Origin of the sequence: Microtetraspora malaysiensis, assembly GCF_001528665.1 — a bacterium.
In the GTDB taxonomy this organism is placed as follows: domain Bacteria; phylum Actinomycetota; class Actinomycetes; order Streptosporangiales; family Streptosporangiaceae; genus Microtetraspora_A; species Microtetraspora_A malaysiensis.
The window spans coordinates 78,719-96,521 of record NZ_BBYJ01000029.1 but is presented as its reverse complement, the minus strand read 5'-3'; the positions used below and the strand labels follow the sequence as shown (position 1 = coordinate 96,521).

Below are 17,803 nucleotides of genomic sequence, written 5' to 3'. Positions count from 1 at the left end.
AGAGGAGTGCCCCTCACCATGAAGTTCTCCACCCTGAGGCCGGCGGCCATCGCGCTGCTCCTCGTCATTTCGCTGGCGGCGTGCGGGGGCACCGCCGGCTCCACGGGCTCCCAGGGGGCCGCCGGCCTCGCCGGCGGCGCGGGAGACGGCGCCGGGGGCGGCGCCGGTCAGTGCGGCAAGACCGAGAGGACCATCGCGCACGCGCTGGGCACGACGACCGTCACAGGCGATCCGTCCCGCGTCGTCGTGACCGAGTTCTCCTTCGCCGACGGGGCCGGCCTGCTGGGCGTGCGCCCGGTCGGCGTGGCGGACGACAGCGACCGGAACCGCATCATCCAACCGATCAGGGAACGTCTGGGCGACTACACCTCCCTCGGACTGCGCAAGTCGCCCAGCCTGCCGGTGATCGCCTCGCTCAGGCCCGACCTCATCATCATCGACGCCAAGCGGAACGCCGACATCTATCCGCAGCTCTCGGCGATGGCCCCGACGATCGCGCTGACCAGCCAGGAGGGCGACCTCGCCGCGAACATCGCGGCGATGCGCGTTCTCGGCCAGGCGCTCAACCGGTGCGCCGAGATGGAGAAGGCCGTGACGGGTCTCCAGGACAAGCTCGCCTCGATCAAGACGAGGATCGACGGGCTGCCCGCCAAGCCGAAGGCCCTGTTCGCCGTCGCCGCGGACAAGACGTTCAGCGCGCACAATGGCGCGGCGTTCGTGCCCAGCGTGCTGTCGGCGATCGGCCTGGAGCCCGCGCTTCCGGCCGACCAATCCCAACCGCAGGCGGACATGGGGCTGGAGACCCTCGTCGCGACCGCCCCCGAGGCGATGTTCATCGCGAACTACACCCCCCAGAACCCGATCACCGCGTGGCGGGCCAACAAGCTCTTCACGGGGATACCGGCGGTGGCGTCGAACCGCCTGTTCTCCGTCGACCCGGACGTGTGGGCCCGCAACCGGGGGGTGACCGCGGCCGAGATGGTCGCCGAGCAGGCGGCCGACCTCCTCCTGAACGCGAAATGACGGCGACCCTCCGGCGACGGCACCCGGCGCGGCCGTGGCTCGCGGCCGCGGCGGGTGGCCTCGTCCTCGTCATCGCGGCCGCCGTGTGGCATCTCACGCTGGGGGCCGTACAGGTCCCGGCCGGTGAGGTGATCAGCGTGCTGACCGGCCACGCGTCCACCCCCGGCGAGATGATCGTGGCCGACATCCGGCTGCCCCGTGTGCTCGTCGCCCTCGCCGTCGGGGCGGCCCTGGCGGCGGCGGGCGTGGTCATGCAGGGCGTCACCGGCAACCCGCTGGCGGCCCCCGACCTGCTCGGCGTCACCGCGGGCGCGAGCTTCGCCGTGGTGCTGGCACTCACGGTGGTGCCGCGGCTCGCCGAGGTGTCCACTGTCGCGCTCGCGCTGTGCGGCGCGGCGGCGGCCGGCTGCGCCGTACTCGCCCTAGCCGGCCGGAGCAAGGGCTCCGGGCTGCGCGAGAACCGCCTGATCCTCGGCGGCGTGACCGTCTCGGCTCTGCTGCTCTCCCTCACCCAGGGACTGATCATCTTTCACGAGAACAACGCGGAGAGCGTGGTCTACTGGCTGGTCGGCGGGGTCAACCTGAGCCAGTGGCGCGAGGCGTGGACCATCCTGCCCGTCGCCCTGGCCGGGATCGCGGGCTGCCTCGCCATGGCGAGCCGGCTCAACGTTCTCGCCCTCGGCGAGGAGATGGCCCGCTCGCTCGGCCAGCGGGTCGCGCTCGTACGGCTCTGCGGGGCCGCGCTGGTGATCCTGATCAGCGGCGCCTGCGTGGCGGTGGCCGGGCCGATCGGCTTCGTCGGCCTGGTGGTCCCCCACATGGCGCGACGGCTGGTCGGATCCGACCACGTCCGGCTCCTGCCGGTGTCGGCGCTCTTCGGGGGCGCGCTGCTGGTGCTCGCGGACGCGGTCAGCCACTTCGTCAACCCGCCCAACGAGGTGCCCGCCGGCGTCGTCACCGCGCTGCTCGGCGCGCCGTACTTCGTCTGGCTGGCCCGGCGAGACAGGAAATCCGCATGACCGCCATCGCGCCCTCGCCGTCGCCGGCCTCGACCGCCGCGTCCCACCGCACCGCGCGGGGCAGGTGGTACCTCGCCGCCGCCGGCCTCGCGGTCGTCGTCACCGCGTACAGCCTCACGGTGGCCTCGGTCCCGCTCCCCTTCGGTGACGTGGTGGACGCGCTCACCGGCCGGGCGGACGACGCGCTGAGCCGGCTGATATGGGACTACCAGATCCCCCGGATCATCCTCTGCTGGGCGGTCGGCGCGGGGCTCGGCGCCTCCGGCGCGGTCCTGCAGAGCGTCATCCGCAACCCGCTGGCCTCGCCGGACGTGCTCGGGGTGACCAGGGGCGCCGGCGTTACCGCCCTGTTCGTGGTGCTGATCCTGCCCGCCACCCCGCTCAGCCTGCTGCCGGTCGCCGCGCTGGCCGGCGGCGTGACCGTCACCGTCGTCGTGTACACGCTCGCGTACCGGGGCGGCACCACGCCGATCCGGCTGGCCCTGGTCGGAGTCGCCGCGAGCGCCTGCTGCGAGGCAGTGATCCGCTTCCTGCTGATGCGCTATCCGCAGAACGTGAACGGCTCGCTGATCTGGCTGGCCGGCAGCTTCTTCGGGAGGACCTGGCAGACCGTGGCGATCACGGTGCCGTGGGTCGTCGTCTGCCTTCCCGTGGTCGTGTTCCTCGGCCGGCGGCTGGACGTGATGGGGCTCGGCGATCCGATGGCGGTCGGGCTGGGCGAGCGGGCCGAGGGCACCCGCCGGCTGGCCATCGCGGTGGCCGTCGTCCTGGCCTCGGGCGCGGTCGCCGCCGCGGGCACGCTGTCGTTCGTCAGCCTGATCGCCCCGCACATCGCCCGGCGGTTGATCGGCGGCCGGATGGCGGCGCTCACGCCCATGGCCGCCGCCGTCGGCGTCCTGCTCACGCTCGGCGCGGACACCCTCGGTCGCGGGATCAGCCCTCCCCTGGAGATCCCCGCCGGCCTGATCACCGCGGTGATCGGCGCGCCGTATTTCCTCTACCTGCTCATGCGAACCGGAAGGTAGGCCCGACATGCGCCTTTCCGCCGAGGGTGTGGAACTGCGCTACGACCGCAAGGTGGTGGCCAGGAACCTCTCCCTGGAGATCCCCGACAACCAGGTGAGCGTCCTCATCGGTCCGAACGGGTCGGGAAAGTCCACCGCGTTGAAGAGCCTCGCCCGGCTGCTACGCCCGGCCGGGGGCCGGGTGCTGCTGGACGGCGCCTCCATCCAGTCCCTGCCCACCAAGGAGATCGCCCGGCGGCTCGCGATCCTCCCGCAGGTGCTCACCACCCCGGAGGCCATCACCGTGGAGGACCTGGTCTGGTTCGGGCGCCATCCGCACCGTCGTACCGTGGGCGCGCCCTCACCGCAGGACCGCGAGATGGTCGAGTGGGCGCTGCGTTCGACCGACACCGCGGCGCTGCGCGACCAGTACGTCGACCAGCTCTCCGGCGGCCAGCGCCAGCGGGTGTGGATCGCGGTGTGCCTGGCACAGCAGACCGGCCTGCTCCTGCTGGACGAACCGACGACCTTCCTCGACGTCACCTACCAGCTCGAACTGCTCGACCTGCTGGCCCGGCTCAACGGCGAGGAGGGCAAGACGATCGCCATGGTCCTGCACGACTTCAACATGGCGGCCGAGTACGCCGACCACATCTTCGTCCTCGCCGCCGGCGAGCTCGTCTGCCAGGGAACGCCGCGGGAGGTGCTGACCAAGGAGACCATGCGGACGGTCTTCTCGCTGGACGTGGAGATCGGCGTCAACCCGCGGAGCGGACGCCCGCTCGTCATCCCGTTGCGCCGGCGTCCGGTGTCCCTCCCGGCATGATCGCCCGTACGAGCTCCTCCGGGGCCTGGCGCCGCCCCGGCGGGACCGTCGTGCGCGGGGCTTCTCCCGCGTACGGCTTGGTGCGGGGTGACCTGGTGCGGCGGGGGCTCCGCGCCGCGCGGTTTCCTGCCGCGCGGCTCGTCAGACCCCGCCGGGGTCGCCGACCCGCTCGTAGACATCGGCTTCGAACAGGTCGAGAAGCCGTTCGCACTCCGCGACCTTCTCGTGGGCCAGGTCCCTGCCGGGGGCGCCCATCCAGTCGCGCGCCTCGACCTTGCGAAGCCAGCGGCGCAGCTTCTCGAGGTCCTGACGGATCTCCTCGGCCTCCTCGAACGTGTAGTTCTCCCGGAACCGCTCGAACTCGATCTCCTTGAAGAACTTCGTCTCGCACTCCTCCACGATCTCGGCGTACTCCTTCGCCGAGTTCTCGCGGAACGACTCGACGAGCGCGTGGCGCTCGCGCTCCTCGACCTCGGTCAGCACGAAGATCATGCTCTCGCCGCCGAGCTCGTCGATGCGCTCGCGGACCTTGTCCAGGCGTTCCCGGACGCCGGGACGGTCCGGCAGCACGCACACGGCCTGCTGGATGTAGAGGGCGCCCAAGCGCTTCAGCTCACGCCACACCGCCACCCGGGCGCGCGATGTCGTCGAGGGGACCCGGTACACGAGCTGCAGGAAACGCTCGTCGATCGTCATGGCACCCAAGGCTACCCAGTTGACATATCCGACATACACCCTGAAGCATTAGATGCAGTGAAACATCTGTTACAAATCAAGGAGCCGCCGTGACAGGCGCAACCTGGGGCCTCGTCGCCTCAACCTTCGCCGCCTCATTCGTCGAATTCGTCGAAGCTCTCACCATCGTGCTCGCCATGGGCGTCACCCGTGGCTGGCGCTCCGCCCTCGCCGGCACCCTCGCCGCACTGGTGGCACTCACCGCGTTCACCGCCGCCGCCGGATACGCCCTCAGCACCTGGCTCCCCGAATCACTCCTCCAACTCGTCGTCGGCACCCTCCTGCTGATCTTCGGCCTCCAATGGCTCCGCAAAGCCGTCCTGCGCTCCTCCGGACTGAAGGCCATGCACGACGAGGAGGAGGAATACGCCACCCAGACGGAGGCAGCGCGGCAGGCCGCACGCCAAAGCCGCTTCGGCATCGACACCTTCGCCTTCGTCATCTCATTCAAGGGCGTCTTCCTCGAAGGCGTCGAAGTCGTGTTCGTCGTCATCACCTTCGGGCTCAGCGCCGCCAACATGCCCGCCGCCATCGGCGGCGCCGCCGCCGCCGGCATCCTCGTCCTGCTCGCCGGCCTCATCCTGCACCGCCCGCTCGCCGCCATCCCCGAGAACGCCCTCAAGTACGGCGTCGGCCTGCTCCTGGCCAGCTTCGGCGCCTACTGGGCCGTCGAAGGCCTCGGCGTCTTCACCCACACCGGCGAAAGCCTCGAATGGCCCGGCGGCGACTGGGCCATCCTCGCCCTCATCGCCTGCTGGCTCCTCATCTCCCGCGTCCTGGTCCGCTACCTGCCCCGCCTCAAGCCGCAGACCGCCCACCTCAAGCCGGAGACCGCCCGATGAAACTCATCAAGGGATTCGCCCACTTCTGGTACGACTTCATCATCGGTGACGACTGGAAGATCGCCGCCGCCGTCGTCGCCGCCCTCGCCCTCACCCTCGGCGTCGTGCTCGCGGGCGCGTCCGCCGCCACGGCCGCGATCGCCGGCGGCGCCCTGCTCGTGCTGTTCTTCGTCGTCAGCGTCGTCATCGACGTCCGGAGCTGACCGATGACCGCCCCAGCCGTGGAACTCCACACCCACGTCATCGCCTGACGGTCAGGCCCGCCACCCCCACCGGAAACCACCGGCCCCTCAACCGCCCCGCGCCTTGCGGCCCCGTTGAGGGGCCGAGGCATTGCCCCGGCCCCTCAACCATGGCCTTTGTGTCGGCTATGCGCCGTATGCGATCATGACCACAAAGGCGACGGCGGAACGAGGAAGCCGGTGTGAATCCGGCGCGGTCCCGCCACTGTGATCGGCGAGCGAACCCCGACGACGCCACTGCCCATACGCGGGTGGGAAGGCCGGGGCGAGCTTCGACCCGAGAGCCAGGAGACTCACGCGGTCGCCTCCTCATGGAAATTGGGGCGGATCTCCCCAAGAGAGGACGGTGGCCGCATGCCGTACGACCGGCGTGGCGTGCTTCGCGCTGCCCGCACAGGCGGGCCTCTCCCGGGCGATCCGACCCTCGGCCGCCGCGTGTGCCGTCGAGGAACGGTGGGCGCGGCTTATCGCCAGGAGATCATCGATGGGTATCCCCCGCCCGATCGGCGGCGCGCTGCTCGCCGTACTGCCCGCGGTTCTGCTCACCGCCTGCGGCGGAACCGAACCGTCCGCATCCCCCGCGACGGCCGCCTCGGCGGCTGAAGGTCGCTGTGTCACCTCCTATGACGCGAACACGGACTACTTCCCGGTCAAGCAGACCCTGAGGCACGCCGCCAACTTCACCCTGACGTATGCCAAGAACTACCAGGTCGTCACGGTCAATCAGCCCGCCCCCGGCGCCAAGCCGGAGACGTACGTGCTGGTGCGCTGCGGCACGCCCGCCCCCAAACTGACCGGGGAACTCGCGGGCGCGGTCACCGTCGAGACGCCCATCGAGTCGCTGTACTCCGCCTCGACCACACACCTTCCCTTCGTCACCGAACTGGGCGTGCTGGACCGGCTCAAGGCCGTGGCCTCCGCCGGACAGATCACCTCCCCCGAGGTACTGGAGCGGGTGAAGTCCGGCGCGATCACCGAGTACGCCTCCGGAAAGGAGGTGGACACCGAGAAGGTCATCGGCGCCAAGCCCGACGTGCTCATGACGCAGGGCACCGAGGACAAGGCGTACGGACCGCTGCGCCAGGCCGGGATCAAGGTGGTCGCCAACGCCGAATGGCTGGAGTCCACCGCCCTCGGCCGGGCCGAGTGGATCAAGCTGATGGCCGCGCTCACCGGCACCGAGGTCGAAGCGAACGAGGTGTTCGGAAAGATCGAGTCCGACTACACGGCGCTGGCGGCCAAAGCGAAGGCGGCCACGCCGGTCACCGTGCTGCCCGGCCAGATGTACCAGGGCCAGTGGTACATGCCCAACGGCGGCAGCTACGTCGCCGGGCTGATCAAGGACGCGGGCGGGACCTACCCCTGGGCGGGCACCTCCGGCTCCGGCAGCTCCACACTGGATCTGGAGGCGGTGCTGGCGAAGGCCAAGGACGCGAAGGTGTGGCTGGCCCAGGTCAACGAGTGGACGTCCCTCGGCGACGTGCGGAAGTCCGACGCCCGCTACGCCAAGTTCGCCGCGTACGAGACCGGTGAGGTGTGGTCGGCGAACAAGACCATGGGCCCGGGCGGCGGCAACGACTACTGGGAGCGCGGCGTCGGCCGTCCCGACCTGGTCCTGGGCGATCTGGTGGCGATCCTGCACCCCGACCTCGCCCCCGGTCACGAGTTCGCTTTCTACCAGAAGATGACCAAGTGACCGCGGCGGCGCTGAAGGTCGTCCCGGCAGCGCTCCGCCGCCGGACGACGGCCCTCTCGATCATGGCGATCGCGGTGCCGATCGCGTTCGCGCTGGCGGTCACGCTCGGCTCGACCTCGATCCCTCTGTCCCGGGCGTTGCCCGCGCTGCTGGGCGACGGCTCGGCCGACCCCGCCGTCCGCGAGATCATCTGGACGGTACGGCTGCCGCGCGCGATCACCGCCGCGCTGGCCGGAGCCGCCCTCGGCACGGCGGGTGTGCAGATGCAGACGCTGTTCCGCAACCCGCTGGCCGAGCCGTACATCCTCGGGGTGAGCTCCGGAGCGAGCCTCGGCGTGTCACTGATCATCATCGGCTGGGGCGGGGCGGCGGGCGCGTTCACCGCGGGTGTGGCCGGGCTCGGCCGGGCCGGAGTCGTCGTCGCGGCCTCCGCGGGGGCGGCGGCGGTGCTCGCCCTCGTGCTCACGCTGTCGCGGCGGGTACGGTCCGTGATCACGCTGCTCATCGTCGGGGTGATGGTCGGCTCGGCCGCCACCTCGGTCATCACGGTGCTGCTGACCTACACCGACCCGCAGCGCGCCCAGCAGTTCATCAGCTGGGGCCTGGGCAGCTTCGCCGGGACGACGTGGGCCGATCTCGCCCTGTTCGGCCCGGTCTGCCTGGTCGCGCTGGCGGCGGCGCTGGCCGGGGTCAAGCCGCTCAACGCGCTGCTCCTCGGCGAGAACTACGCCCGCACCATGGGGGTGCGGGTGCGGCTGACCCGCACGCTCACCCTGCTGGTGTCCTCGGTGCTCGCCGGCACGGTGACCGCGTTCTGCGGGCCGGTCGCCTTCCTCGGCCTGGCCGTCCCGCACATCGCCCGGCTGGCGCTCGGCACGGCCGACCATCGGCTGCTCATGCCCGGGGTGGCACTGCTCGGCGCCGCGGTCGCGCTGCTGTGCTGCGTGGCCGCCCAGGTGCCGGGCGGCGGGGTCGTGCTTCCGCTCAACGCGGTGACCACCATCCTCGGCGCGCCCGTGGTGATCGCCGTACTGCTGCGCAGCCGCGTGGCCAGAACCGGACTGGCGGTGTGACCGTGGACGAACGAGGTCTGCGCCTGGAGGGCGTGTGCGCCGGATATCCCGCGCGGCGCGGCCACAGTGCGCGTCGGGTGCTGGACGGCCTGGACGCGACCGCCCCGCCCGGCGCGCTCACCGCGCTGATCGGCCCGAACGGCGCCGGGAAGTCCACCCTGCTGCGGACGATGGCCGGGCTGCAGCCCGGCCTGGCCGGGCGGGTCCGGATCGACGGCGTCGCCGTCGAGTCGGTGCCGGCGGCCGCGTTGGCCCGGCGGCTCGCCGTCGTGCTGACCGAACGGGACCTGCCCGCCCTGCTGACCGCCCGCGAGCTGGCCGGGCTGGGACGGCACCCGCACACCGGGTTCACCGGGCGGCTGTCGGCCGCGGACGGGGAGATCGTCACGTGGGCGCTGGAGGCGGTCCACGCCGGCCACCTGACCGACCGTCCGGTGACCGAGCTGTCCGACGGGGAGCGCCAGCGGGTGCTGGTCGCCCGCGCTCTGGCGCAACAGCCCTCGGCGATCCTGCTGGACGAGCCGACCGCGTTCCTGGACGTCACCTCCCGGGTGGCCCTGATGGGCCTGCTGCGCCGCCTCGCCCGCGAGCGGGATCTGACCGTCGTGGTGTCCACCCACGATCTGGAGCTGGCGCTGCGGGTCGCCGACCGGATCTGGCTCCTCGCGCCCGGCGGCGTCCTGCACGCCGGGACACCGGAGGAGCTGACCGCCCGGGGAGTGATCGGCGCCGCGTTCGACGGGGACGAGCTGTCCTTCGACCCCGCCTCCGGAGTGTTCGTGCTGCAGGCGGGCAGCGGAGGATGCGTGCGTGTGACCGCCGACGACGTCCACCGCCCGCTGCTGGAGCGTGCGCTGGCCAGAGAGGGCTGGCGTCCGTCCCCGGTCAGTCATGCCGACGCGGGCGAGTCGGCCGAACCGTCCAGCCCGGTGGAGGCCACGGGCGATGGAGGCTCCCCGCTGTCCGCCGGTCCCGAACTGGCGGTACAACAGGCGGGCGACGGATACCTCGCCGCTTTCGACGGCGACGTCGTCAGGTTCGCCACGCTGCCCGAGCTGGCCGCATGGAGCCGCCGGGCGGCGGACGCGCTGAGGGAGGAACCTCCGGCGTTGCTCCCCGCCACTCCCCTGACCGTTTCCGGCGCGGTCGCCGACGTCTCCACCGTCAGCGGCTACTTCGAACTCGGCATCGGTCACATCGAATCCGGATGGCGGCCACTCGCCGACCTGTTCACCGATCCGGGCGTCCTGGAGGCCAGGATCGGCGAGACAGCCGAGCGGCTGAACACCACCGAGACCCGGGTGGCCGCCTCGATCCTGTTCCAGGGGATCGCCGCCCGGATGTGGTCGCCTTCGCTCGGCGCGGCGATCGCCCACGACCTGCTCGTCGACCTGGATCCCGGACGGGTTCACTGGCAGGCCGTGACCGGTGGCCCGCTACCGCTGCGCGCCACCGACCTGCACGGATGGCGAGTCCACGATCCGGCCCGAATCGCCGAACGGCTGCACCGCACCGTGGTGTCCGGCCTGCTGGAACCGCTCGCCGCGGCGGTTCAGCGGAACGTGAAGCTCGCGCCCGGCCTGCTGTGGGGAAACGCGGCCTCCGCGCTGGCCGGGAGCGTCCGCACCCTGGCCCGCGTACGCCCCGAACTCACCGGGGCCGCCGTCGCGCTGGGCCGCGAACTGCTGGCCCTCAGCCCGCTGCGCGACACCGGGGAGCTGGCCGAACCGGCGCCCGGCCATCCCTTCTTCGTCCGTCGCAGCTGCTGCCTCTACTACCGCCTGCCCGGCGGCGGCAAGTGCGGCGACTGCGCCCTGATCGACCCCGACACCCGCCACGCGCAGTGGGCGCGTGCCGTACGAGAATCTCAAGGAGCCCGATGAGCCACACCGTCGTCGAGGAACAGGGCAACGGCACCCTGCACGTGTGGGCGCTGCCCACCGACGAGCAGACCCTGTTGTCCCTGGTGAAGGACATCTTCGAGAAGTACTGGGAGCACATCTGGTTCGGCGTGCTCGTCCAGGGGGCCGCCTGGGAGGTCGCCGCGCCGAACGCGCCCGAGCGGATCAGTCTGTACGACGGCTACGTCACCGTCGACTTCGGCCGCTGGCACTTCCACCTGTGCATCGGCGAGCACACCGCGAGCGGCCCCGAACTCGGCCGGATCCGCCGCTGCTCCCGTGCCGAGCTGTACCGCCGCATCGGCGCCGACGGCAGCCCGACCTCGTGGGGGGTGCGTCTGTTCAACGGCCGGGACGAGCAGATGATGACCGTGATGCTGCCCAACCCGTTCCTCACCGACCGCCAGCAGATCCAGGACCCGCCGGCTTTCGCCCAGCTGGCCGCCTGGGACGAACTGCGCGCCACCTACCTCGGCCTGGAGCCGGATCCGCTGGACCGCACCGGCAAGGGGTTTGCCCACGGATGAGCGGGATCGTCGTCTGCCGCGGCTGCTGCTGCGGCAGCAGCCGTAAGGTGCCGCAGCTCGACCACGACGCGCAGGTGCGCAGGCTCGCCGAGGTCGCCGACGTCCGCATCACGGACTGCCTGGACGTGTGCGAACAGGCCAACGTCGTCGTGGTGCGGCCCTCACCCGCCGGGCGGGCGGCGGGTGGCCGCCCGGTCTGGCTCGGCCTGGTCAACCAGCCGGAGGCGGCCGACGACATCGCGGAGTGGATCAGTGCCGGCGGCCCAGGACTGGCCGAACTACCCGCGGTTCTCGGGCTTCACGTCTTCCAGGGGCCCCGGTCGGCACGCCGCCGCGTCGATCCACGAGGGGACCCGGTCACTGGCTGATGCTCAGGAAGTTGCTCGACCAGGCCGGCCGCGCATGGGCGGCCTGGTCACCAGGGACCACCAGACGACGATCCCGGGCCGCCCGGATCATCCGGCCGCCGCCGCGCCTCCCCTCTCGGAGGCGTCGTCGGTCGCGCGGAGCGCGCGGGCCGCGATCGTGCGCAGGTGCGCCCGCAGCTCCGGCGGCTCGTGCACCTGGAACTCGCAGCCCAGCAGGAGCAGCCGGGACGCCAGCCACTCCAGGGTGTCGGCGTGTCCGCGCAGGCGGCAGCTCTCCTCGTCGATCGGCTGGACCTCGCCCGGCGCGGCGCCGAGCCGCTCCGCCGCCTGGGCGGCGGGAAGACGCACCGTGGCGAGGACCTCGTAGGTGGGAGCGAGCGAGTACATCTTGCCGGTGACGAAGGCGGCCGCGTCCCCGCCGGGCGGCTCCCGCGGCGGGACCCGTACGCCGGTCGGCCGGACGTCGGTCATCCGGTCGACGCGGAAGATCCTCCAGTCCTGCCGCTCGTTGTCGTACGCCAGTAGGTACCAACGGCGCCCGGCCAGCACCAGACGGTGTGGCTCGACCAGCCGGCGGGTCTCGTCGCCGTCCCGCGTCCGGTAGGCGAACCGCAGGCGTTCGGAGGCGGCGGCGGCTCCGGCGGTCACGGCGAGGACGCTCGGGTCGGCGCCGGGGCCGTTCCCGGTCAGCATCGACACCGCGGCGGCCCGGAAGGCGCCGACCCGGTGCCGCAGCCGGGACGGCAGCACCTGTTCCAGTTTGGCCAAGGCGCGCAGGGACGCCTCCTCGATGCCGTTCACCGGGTTGCCGGCCACCGTGCTGAGGCCGACCGCGATGGCCACCGTCTCCTCATCGTCCAGCAGGAGCGGCGGCATGGCCGTGCCGGCGGCGAGCCGATAACCACCCGCGGCCCCCATGGTCGCCTCCACCGGGTACCCCAGCTCGCGCAGGCGGTCGACGTCGCGGCGGACGGTACGGGGACTGACCCCCAGCCGCTCCGCGAGCTCGCTGCCGGGCCATTCCCGAGGGGTCTGCAGGAGCGACAGCAGGGTGAGCAGCCGGGCCGAGGGATCGTTCATGGCGTCCATCATGCCCCGCCATGTAGGCCGGGATCTGACCTATATGGCCTCTACGGTCGGGGACGTTCACATGAGATCCCGAGGAGAACAGCACCCATGACCAATGGCATCCGCCCTTTCCGCATCGACGTCCCCCCGAGCGAGCTGGACGATCTGCGTGACCGCCTGGCCCGAACCCGGTGGCCACGGCAGCTTCCCGGCGAGGGGTGGCGCCGCGGCGTGCCCGTCGCCTGGTTGAAGGAGCTGGCCGACTATTGGCGCGACGGCTACGACTGGCGCCGCCACGAGGCGCGCCTGAACGAGTTCGCCCAGTTCATGGTCGAGATCGAGGGGCAGGACATCCACTTCCTGCATGTGCGGTCGCCGGAGCCCGACGCCCTGCCGCTCATCCTCACGCATGGGTGGCCGAACTCCTTCGTCGAGTTCGCCGACCTCGTCGACCGCCTCACCGACCCCCGTTCGCACGGCGGCCACCCGTCTCAGGCGTTCCACGTCGTGATCCCCTCGCTGCCCGGTTTCGGGTTCTCCGCACCCCCGCGGGAGGCCGGCTGGGACGCCGCCCGCGTGGCGCGGACCTGGGCCGAGTTGATGCGCCGCCTCGGCTACGACCGCTATGGCGCCGAAGGAGGGGACTTCGGCGCGTACGTCGCCCCCGAGCTGGCCAAGGCGGCCCCGGAGCATGTTGTCGGCGTTTACGTCATCAGCGGGCTCGGGTTCCCCACCGAGGAGGACGTCCCCGGCATGACACCGGAGGAACTCGCCCAGTACGAGGGGATGCAGCAGTGGGCGGGCGGCAGCACCGTCGACCATCACGCGCTGCTCCGCACGGCACCCCAGACGTTCGCGTACGGGTGGCATGACTCCCCGGTCGCCGCGCTGGCGTGGATGATGCAGAAGTTCGAGGATTTCAACACGGCCCCGCAGCCGGCGGACGAGCTGATCGACCGCGACCTGATCCTCACCAATGTGAGCCTGTACTGGTTCACCGGGACGTTCGGCTCCTCGTCGTGGCCCTACTACGACAGCACCGGCTTCGGCTGGCCGGAGGGCCAGAAGGCCGCACCGACCGGTGTGTACAGCGGACCGCCCGGATTCCGCCGGCTCGCCGAACGGCACAACACCGTCGTGCACTGGCCGGTGGACAACCCGGGCCGCCACCATTTCGTGGCCATGGAGAGGCCCGACGCGGTCGCCGCCGACATCCGCGCGTTCTTCGACAAGATCCGCTGACCACGGGCACCGACGCGCCGCCTGGTCAGGGGCCTCGGCCCGGCGGCGCGCCCCTCACCCGCCGCCGGCGGATCCATCGCCTTCCGGCGTCGATTGCCGCGGAGGGCGCGTTCACTGCGAGACGGACCGGCTGCCGAAGACGAGTCAGGCGGGCACTTCCGCCGTCACCAGGAACAACAGGGCCGTGGCCAGGAAGGGGCCGGAGGCTAACGTCTCGATCCATTGGGCGGCATCGCCGTCGAGATAGCCGGCGTCGGCGGCACGGGCCGCGTTACGGCGCAGACCGAAAATCTGGTCAGCCACGGCGAAGTCGCGGAACACCGGCGCCACGGTCAGCACGGAGCGCACGCTGAGGCCGGATTCCACACAGAGCCGCGCCAAACTGCGGCCGACAGTCGCGTTGCGGACGACCTCGCCGGTGATGAAGCGGGTCAGCTCTCGGCTCCTCGCCGGTTGAGGAGAGTCGATCAGCAGGCCATCCCAGTCAGGTTCGGCCATGACGATGCGCCCTCCGGGCCGAGCGACCCGGCGAAACTCGCTCAACACCCGGGCCGGGTCCGCCACGTGCTGGAGCACACGATCGGTGCGCGCACGATCGACACTGCCGTCTTCCAGCGGCAAGGCATGGACGTCGCCGGAGCGCACTTCCACCAGCGGGTGCTCCGCGACGCGGGCTTGTGCCTCCGCGATCATGGCTGGATCTCGGTCGACTCCGATCACTCTGCCACCCGGCGCGACAGCGGCCGCCATCGCTGCCAGGTCGGTGCCCGGCCCACAGCCGATGTCGAGCACACACTGCCCCGGATGGAGATCGAGCAGGTGGAGAACCCGCTGCTTGTACGCCTGGCCTGGCAGGCTCGCCGCTACCCCGTCGAGGTAGGCGATCGGGTCGGGACGGAACACGCTGTTGGCGTCGATCATGACCTGAAGCCAACCAGACGCCCATGCAGACCGTGAGCAGAAGCCGTCAAGGTCTTGTACAGGCCGGCCCGATCCCCGCTGGTCGCGATCACTCGCCGTCGGCCGGGCGTGCACGCGTTCCGAACGAGCCGGTTCGAATGGCCGGCCGCCAAGGATGCGGCGCCGGCGTCACAGTGCGTTGCGCAGCGCCTGGACGACGCCGGCGAGTTGGGGGTCGGCGCCTGCGGCGTCGAGTTCGGAGGCGAGCACCTCGGCGTAGGTGCCGCGTGCCGCGTTGTAGCGATCGCGGCCCTCGCCGGTGATGACCGCGTAGACACCTCGCCCGTCGACAGTGCAGACGTCTCGGTACGCGAAGCCGACCGCGTCGAGCCGACCGACCAGGCGCGTCACCGAACTCTGGTTGAGCCCGATTCGGTCGGCCAGCTCTTGCATGCGCAGTTCGCCGTCGTCGGCCTGGGCGAGGTCCGCCAGCGCGCGGTATTCGGAGAGTCCGATGCCGTGTGCGCGCTGGAGGCTCTGGGTCAGCTTGCGTTCCACCCGTGTGTGCAGGGCCAGAACCTTGCTCCAGACAGCTTGGTCGGAGGAGGCGGGCAGGGCGTCAGCGCTCAAGTTCGTCTGCGCCATGGTTCGAACGGTCCTCCCGTGGTCGGTGCGTTTGACAACAGGATACATGTACATGCAAGCTCTTGTTCGCCACCCCTTCCCGCCTCATGGCGGAGCACATCCACACTTATATGCATGTACAAGCAATCTTTGGAGGCTCTTCATGTCCGCCAACCCGACGCCTGCCGGCTCGACGTCCGGCTCAACGTCCAACTCGACGTCCAAAGGCTGGGCCTGGCTGCTCTTCTCGTCCCTGTTCGAGATCACGTTCGCGCTCAGCACCAATGCCACCGACGGATTCACCCAGCTGTGGCCGTCCCTGCTGACCGCCGCCGCGGCCTCGTGCGGCATCTTCACCCTGTCTCAGGCCCTCAAGACGATCGACGTGGGCGTCGGTTACACCGTCTGGTCCGGCATCGGCGCCGTCGGAACGGTCATCTTCGGCACGATCATCTACGACGAGCCCATGACCGTCTGGAAGGTCATCGCCTTCATCCTCATCATCGGCGGCGCCCTCGGCCTCCGAATCTCCGACAACGTCGCGGCCAAGAGGGCCGCGGTCGCCTGACCTTCCCATCCAATTCGGCTCAGCCACCCCGCACAGAAAGATCACCGTCATGACCTGGGTCTACCTCGGCGTCGCCATCCTCTTCGAAATCGCCTTCGCCCTCGGCACCAACGCCACCAAGGGCTTCACCCGCCCGGTCCCTTCCATCCTCACGCTGCTCGCCGCGGCGGGCGGCATCTACACGCTCTCGCTCGCCCTTCGCCAGCTGGACGTCAGCGTCGGCTACACCATCTGGACCGGCATCGGCGGCGTCGGAACGGTCGTGCTCGGCGCGATCTTCTTCAAGGAACGGATCACCGCCGCGCGGCTGATCTCCTTCGCCTGCATCATCAGCGGTGCCATCCTGCTCCGCCTGACCGCGGTCTGAGCCGGGAGCGCACGCTGCGCGCGAGGTGATTCCTGGTCGGTCACGACCGGGGCGGCGTGCCACCCCGAGGGCACCCGTGGCGTAGCCGTACTCGCCGTTCGGCCATACTTCGGGGGCTGTCGACTCCGGGGCCGGTCGCCGTCCCGCGAGGAATTTGACTCTCCCATCGTGGGAGACCCGAAGGTAGGACATGTGAGTGACGACCTGCTCAGCATCGGCGAGCTGGCCGAGCGGACCGGCCTGTCCGTGAAGCTGATCCGGCACTGGTCCGACATCGGTGTCGTGCCTCCGTCGGCGCGTACCGCGGCCGGCTACCGGCGCTACGCGCCCGAGGCGGTGGCCCGGCTGGAGCTGGCCCGGACGCTGCGCGAGCTCGGGCTGGCCATGCCGGTGATCCGCGAGGTCGTCACCCGGGAGCGTGACCTCGCCGAGGTGGCCGCCCTGCACGCGGACGCGCTGGAGGCGCGGATCCGCACGCTGCGGACGCGTCAGGCGGTGTTGCGCTCGTTCTCCCTGCAAGGATCGACGACCGAGGACCTGACCGACATGACTGACCTGGCACACCTGTCCGCCGCCGAACGCAACGCGATCGTGCACGACTTCATGACCGAGGCGCTCGGCGACCTCGACCCGTCCGCGTACCGGGAGGGGCTGCTGCTGGCCATGCCCGACCTGCCGCCCGACCCCACCGCCGGGCAGGTCGAGGCGTGGATCGAGCTGGCCGCGCTCATCCGCGACCCGGAGCTGCGCGCCTCGGTCCGCCGGATGGGCGAGTACGCCGCCGCGCAGGCCGTTCGCGAGCACCGCGAGGAGGATGTGCGGGAGGCGCAGGAGATCACGGATCTGTGGGTCGCCCGCGTCGAGGCGGCCGTCGCGGCCGGGACCGCCGCCGACTCGCCGGCGGCCGAACCGGTCGTGGCGGGCATCGTCGCGGCCTGGCTGCCCGGCCAGATCCGCGCCGGCTTCTCCCCGGACGGCCGCGGCGACGGTGACGGCCCGGCGGCCCGGCGCCGGCTTCTCGAACAGCTCGAGACCGCCGCCGACATCCGGCTGGAACGGTACTGGCAGCTGATGTGCCTGATCAACGGACTGCCGATGCGCCCCAACATCGCCGCGGCGGGCACGTGGCTCGCGACCGCGCTGCGCGCCAACCCCGAGCCCGGCGCGCGGGCCGACCGCATCGGCGAGATCCTCGACCAGGGGCCCGACGTCGATCCCGAGGCCAAGCTGGAGGCGTGCGCGCGGGTGCTCGCGGAGGTGGAGGAGCTCGTCGCGGCCGTCCCGCCGGACCGGTTCGGCGATCCGACTCCCTGCGGCGACTGGGACGTGCGCGCCCTGCTCGACCACCTCGTCTGGGAGAACCTCGTGTGGACCGGGCTCGCCGAGGGGACGCCCCGCTCCGACTTCGACGCCGACCATCTCGGCGCCGACCATGTCGCGGCGTTCCGCACGGCGGCTCGCGCCACGCTCGCCGGATTCCGCCGCCCGGGGATGCTCCGGCGGCTGTACGGCGGGGCCCCCGGCTGGCGCCTGGTCGAGCAGCTCACCATCGAGATGCTGGTCCACGGCTGGGACCTGGCCCGGGCGATCGGCAGGCCCACGGACCTCGCTCCCGACGCGGCAGAGGCGATCCTGCCCGTCGTGCGGGAGATCTACGGCGACCTGCCGCGCACTCCTGGCGGTTCCTTCGGCCCGGCGCGGCCCGCGCCCGGCGACGCGACGGCCGCCGACCGGCTCGCGGCCTACCTGGGCCGCCCGGTCGGCTGAGCGAGCGCCGG

Annotated in this window: 19 protein-coding genes and 1 riboswitch; of the genes, 15 read left to right on the top strand and 4 right to left on the bottom strand. The window is 71.4% G+C overall.

All coding sequences use genetic code 11. The features are described 5' to 3' along the window. The first annotated feature begins 18 nt into the window (after positions 1–18). Genes AWQ71_RS32525 through AWQ71_RS32510 form a run of 4 tightly spaced genes read left to right on the top strand, consistent with a single transcriptional unit; the run spans position 19 to position 3,872 of the window. Positions 19–1,023 carry an ABC transporter substrate-binding protein gene (locus AWQ71_RS32525; protein WP_067140622.1) on the top strand — a complete coding sequence of 335 codons (1,005 nt, stop codon included), beginning with the start codon at positions 19–21 and terminating at the stop codon, positions 1,021–1,023. Then, positions 1,020–2,042: a FecCD family ABC transporter permease gene (locus tag AWQ71_RS32520; RefSeq protein ID WP_067140620.1), complete on the top strand. Its 1,023-nt coding sequence runs from the start codon at positions 1,020–1,022 to the stop codon at positions 2,040–2,042. Before AWQ71_RS32525 ends, AWQ71_RS32520 begins: the two co-directional genes overlap by 4 nt. Continuing rightward, a complete protein-coding gene (locus AWQ71_RS32515; protein ID WP_084259533.1) occupies positions 2,039–3,067 on the top strand; it encodes a FecCD family ABC transporter permease in 1,029 nt (342 codons plus the stop codon). The genes AWQ71_RS32520 and AWQ71_RS32515 overlap by 4 nt, the downstream gene beginning before the upstream one ends. Before the next feature lie 7 nt (positions 3,068–3,074). Next, positions 3,075–3,872 (top strand): ABC transporter ATP-binding protein, encoded by a 798-nt coding sequence (locus tag AWQ71_RS32510; protein ID WP_067140617.1) that lies wholly within the window; start codon positions 3,075–3,077, stop codon positions 3,870–3,872. A gap of 141 nt (positions 3,873–4,013) precedes the next feature. Here AWQ71_RS32510 and AWQ71_RS32505 read toward each other — a convergent pair whose 3' ends face one another. Further along, positions 4,014–4,568 carry a Chromate resistance protein ChrB gene (locus AWQ71_RS32505; RefSeq protein WP_067140614.1) on the bottom strand — a complete coding sequence of 185 codons (555 nt, stop codon included), beginning with the start codon at positions 4,566–4,568 and terminating at the stop codon, positions 4,014–4,016. Between the two features lie 89 nt (positions 4,569–4,657). Between AWQ71_RS32505 and AWQ71_RS32500 the strand changes: the two genes are divergently transcribed. From AWQ71_RS32500 to AWQ71_RS32470, 7 genes are all read left to right on the top strand, one after another. Continuing rightward, a complete protein-coding gene (locus AWQ71_RS32500) occupies positions 4,658–5,449 on the top strand; it encodes a COG4280 domain-containing protein (protein WP_067140612.1) in 792 nt (263 codons plus the stop codon). Continuing rightward, a complete protein-coding gene (locus AWQ71_RS32495) occupies positions 5,446–5,652 on the top strand; it encodes a hypothetical protein (protein ID WP_067140609.1) in 207 nt (68 codons plus the stop codon). Before AWQ71_RS32500 ends, AWQ71_RS32495 begins: the two co-directional genes overlap by 4 nt. Before the next feature lie 150 nt (positions 5,653–5,802). Then, positions 5,803–6,006: riboswitch (cobalamin riboswitch) on the top strand. Positions 6,007–6,175: 169 nt separating this feature from the next. Continuing rightward, complete coding sequence (locus AWQ71_RS32490) at positions 6,176–7,387, top strand: ABC transporter substrate-binding protein (RefSeq protein WP_067140606.1); 1,212 nt, start codon at positions 6,176–6,178, stop codon at positions 7,385–7,387. Then, the gene (locus tag AWQ71_RS32485) at positions 7,384–8,460 is read left to right on the top strand and encodes an iron chelate uptake ABC transporter family permease subunit (RefSeq protein WP_245658706.1); all 1,077 of its coding nucleotides are present in this window, start codon (positions 7,384–7,386) and stop codon (positions 8,458–8,460) included. The genes AWQ71_RS32490 and AWQ71_RS32485 overlap by 4 nt, the downstream gene beginning before the upstream one ends. A gap of 2 nt (positions 8,461–8,462) precedes the next feature. Continuing rightward, positions 8,463–10,343 (top strand): ATP-binding cassette domain-containing protein, encoded by a 1,881-nt coding sequence (locus tag AWQ71_RS32480; RefSeq protein WP_218002053.1) that lies wholly within the window; start codon positions 8,463–8,465, stop codon positions 10,341–10,343. After that, positions 10,340–10,888 (top strand): DUF7676 family protein, encoded by a 549-nt coding sequence (locus AWQ71_RS32475; protein ID WP_067140600.1) that lies wholly within the window; start codon positions 10,340–10,342, stop codon positions 10,886–10,888. The genes AWQ71_RS32480 and AWQ71_RS32475 overlap by 4 nt, the downstream gene beginning before the upstream one ends. Then, complete coding sequence (locus AWQ71_RS32470; protein ID WP_067140597.1) at positions 10,885–11,256, top strand: hypothetical protein; 372 nt, start codon at positions 10,885–10,887, stop codon at positions 11,254–11,256. The genes AWQ71_RS32475 and AWQ71_RS32470 overlap by 4 nt, the downstream gene beginning before the upstream one ends. A gap of 87 nt (positions 11,257–11,343) precedes the next feature. Here AWQ71_RS32470 and AWQ71_RS32465 read toward each other — a convergent pair whose 3' ends face one another. Beyond that, positions 11,344–12,336, bottom strand: coding sequence for a helix-turn-helix transcriptional regulator (locus AWQ71_RS32465; RefSeq protein ID WP_067140594.1), 993 nt, complete (start codon positions 12,334–12,336; stop codon positions 11,344–11,346). Positions 12,337–12,432: 96 nt separating this feature from the next. Between AWQ71_RS32465 and AWQ71_RS32460 the strand changes: the two genes are divergently transcribed. Further along, positions 12,433–13,566 carry an epoxide hydrolase family protein gene (locus AWQ71_RS32460; RefSeq protein ID WP_067140591.1) on the top strand — a complete coding sequence of 378 codons (1,134 nt, stop codon included), beginning with the start codon at positions 12,433–12,435 and terminating at the stop codon, positions 13,564–13,566. Between the two features lie 144 nt (positions 13,567–13,710). Here the strand turns inward: AWQ71_RS32460 and AWQ71_RS32455 are convergent, their stop codons facing one another. Together AWQ71_RS32455 and AWQ71_RS32450 are read right to left on the bottom strand one after the other, a co-directional pair. Continuing rightward, positions 13,711–14,487 (bottom strand): methyltransferase domain-containing protein, encoded by a 777-nt coding sequence (locus AWQ71_RS32455; RefSeq protein WP_067140588.1) that lies wholly within the window; start codon positions 14,485–14,487, stop codon positions 13,711–13,713. Positions 14,488–14,655: 168 nt separating this feature from the next. Continuing rightward, complete coding sequence (locus AWQ71_RS32450; RefSeq protein WP_067140585.1) at positions 14,656–15,111, bottom strand: MarR family winged helix-turn-helix transcriptional regulator; 456 nt, start codon at positions 15,109–15,111, stop codon at positions 14,656–14,658. Between the two features lie 142 nt (positions 15,112–15,253). On the opposite strand from AWQ71_RS32450, the gene AWQ71_RS32445 reads away from it, so the two are divergent. The 3 genes from AWQ71_RS32445 (at position 15,254) to AWQ71_RS32435 (ending at position 17,792) form a co-directional block, all read left to right on the top strand. Continuing rightward, complete coding sequence (locus tag AWQ71_RS32445; protein ID WP_084259532.1) at positions 15,254–15,658, top strand: DMT family transporter; 405 nt, start codon at positions 15,254–15,256, stop codon at positions 15,656–15,658. Positions 15,659–15,707: 49 nt separating this feature from the next. Then, positions 15,708–16,025 (top strand): DMT family transporter, encoded by a 318-nt coding sequence (locus tag AWQ71_RS32440; protein WP_067140582.1) that lies wholly within the window; start codon positions 15,708–15,710, stop codon positions 16,023–16,025. 192 nt (positions 16,026–16,217) lie between these two features. After that, complete coding sequence (locus AWQ71_RS32435) at positions 16,218–17,792, top strand: TIGR03086 family metal-binding protein (protein ID WP_067140579.1); 1,575 nt, start codon at positions 16,218–16,220, stop codon at positions 17,790–17,792. Positions 17,793–17,803: the final 11 nt, after the last annotated feature.

Coding starts and splice junctions, on each gene's coding strand:
- AWQ71_RS32460 (WP_067140591.1), top strand. CDS start 12,433: ATGACCAATGGCATCCGCCCTTTCCGCATCGACGTCCCCCCGAGCGAG.
- AWQ71_RS32470 (WP_067140597.1), top strand. CDS start 10,885: ATGAGCGGGATCGTCGTCTGCCGCGGCTGCTGCTGCGGCAGCAGCCGT.
- AWQ71_RS32455 (WP_067140588.1), bottom strand. CDS start 14,487: ATGATCGACGCCAACAGCGTGTTCCGTCCCGACCCGATCGCCTACCTC.
- AWQ71_RS32520 (WP_067140620.1), top strand. CDS start 1,020: ATGACGGCGACCCTCCGGCGACGGCACCCGGCGCGGCCGTGGCTCGCG.
- AWQ71_RS32505 (WP_067140614.1), bottom strand. CDS start 4,568: ATGACGATCGACGAGCGTTTCCTGCAGCTCGTGTACCGGGTCCCCTCG.
- AWQ71_RS32510 (WP_067140617.1), top strand. CDS start 3,075: ATGCGCCTTTCCGCCGAGGGTGTGGAACTGCGCTACGACCGCAAGGTG.
- AWQ71_RS32440 (WP_067140582.1), top strand. CDS start 15,708: ATGACCTGGGTCTACCTCGGCGTCGCCATCCTCTTCGAAATCGCCTTC.
- AWQ71_RS32525 (WP_067140622.1), top strand. CDS start 19: ATGAAGTTCTCCACCCTGAGGCCGGCGGCCATCGCGCTGCTCCTCGTC.
- AWQ71_RS32465 (WP_067140594.1), bottom strand. CDS start 12,336: ATGAACGATCCCTCGGCCCGGCTGCTCACCCTGCTGTCGCTCCTGCAG.
- AWQ71_RS32450 (WP_067140585.1), bottom strand. CDS start 15,111: ATGGCGCAGACGAACTTGAGCGCTGACGCCCTGCCCGCCTCCTCCGAC.
- AWQ71_RS32475 (WP_067140600.1), top strand. CDS start 10,340: ATGAGCCACACCGTCGTCGAGGAACAGGGCAACGGCACCCTGCACGTG.
- AWQ71_RS32445 (WP_084259532.1), top strand. CDS start 15,254: ATGTCCGCCAACCCGACGCCTGCCGGCTCGACGTCCGGCTCAACGTCC.
- AWQ71_RS32515 (WP_084259533.1), top strand. CDS start 2,039: ATGACCGCCATCGCGCCCTCGCCGTCGCCGGCCTCGACCGCCGCGTCC.
- AWQ71_RS32495 (WP_067140609.1), top strand. CDS start 5,446: ATGAAACTCATCAAGGGATTCGCCCACTTCTGGTACGACTTCATCATC.
- AWQ71_RS32490 (WP_067140606.1), top strand. CDS start 6,176: ATGGGTATCCCCCGCCCGATCGGCGGCGCGCTGCTCGCCGTACTGCCC.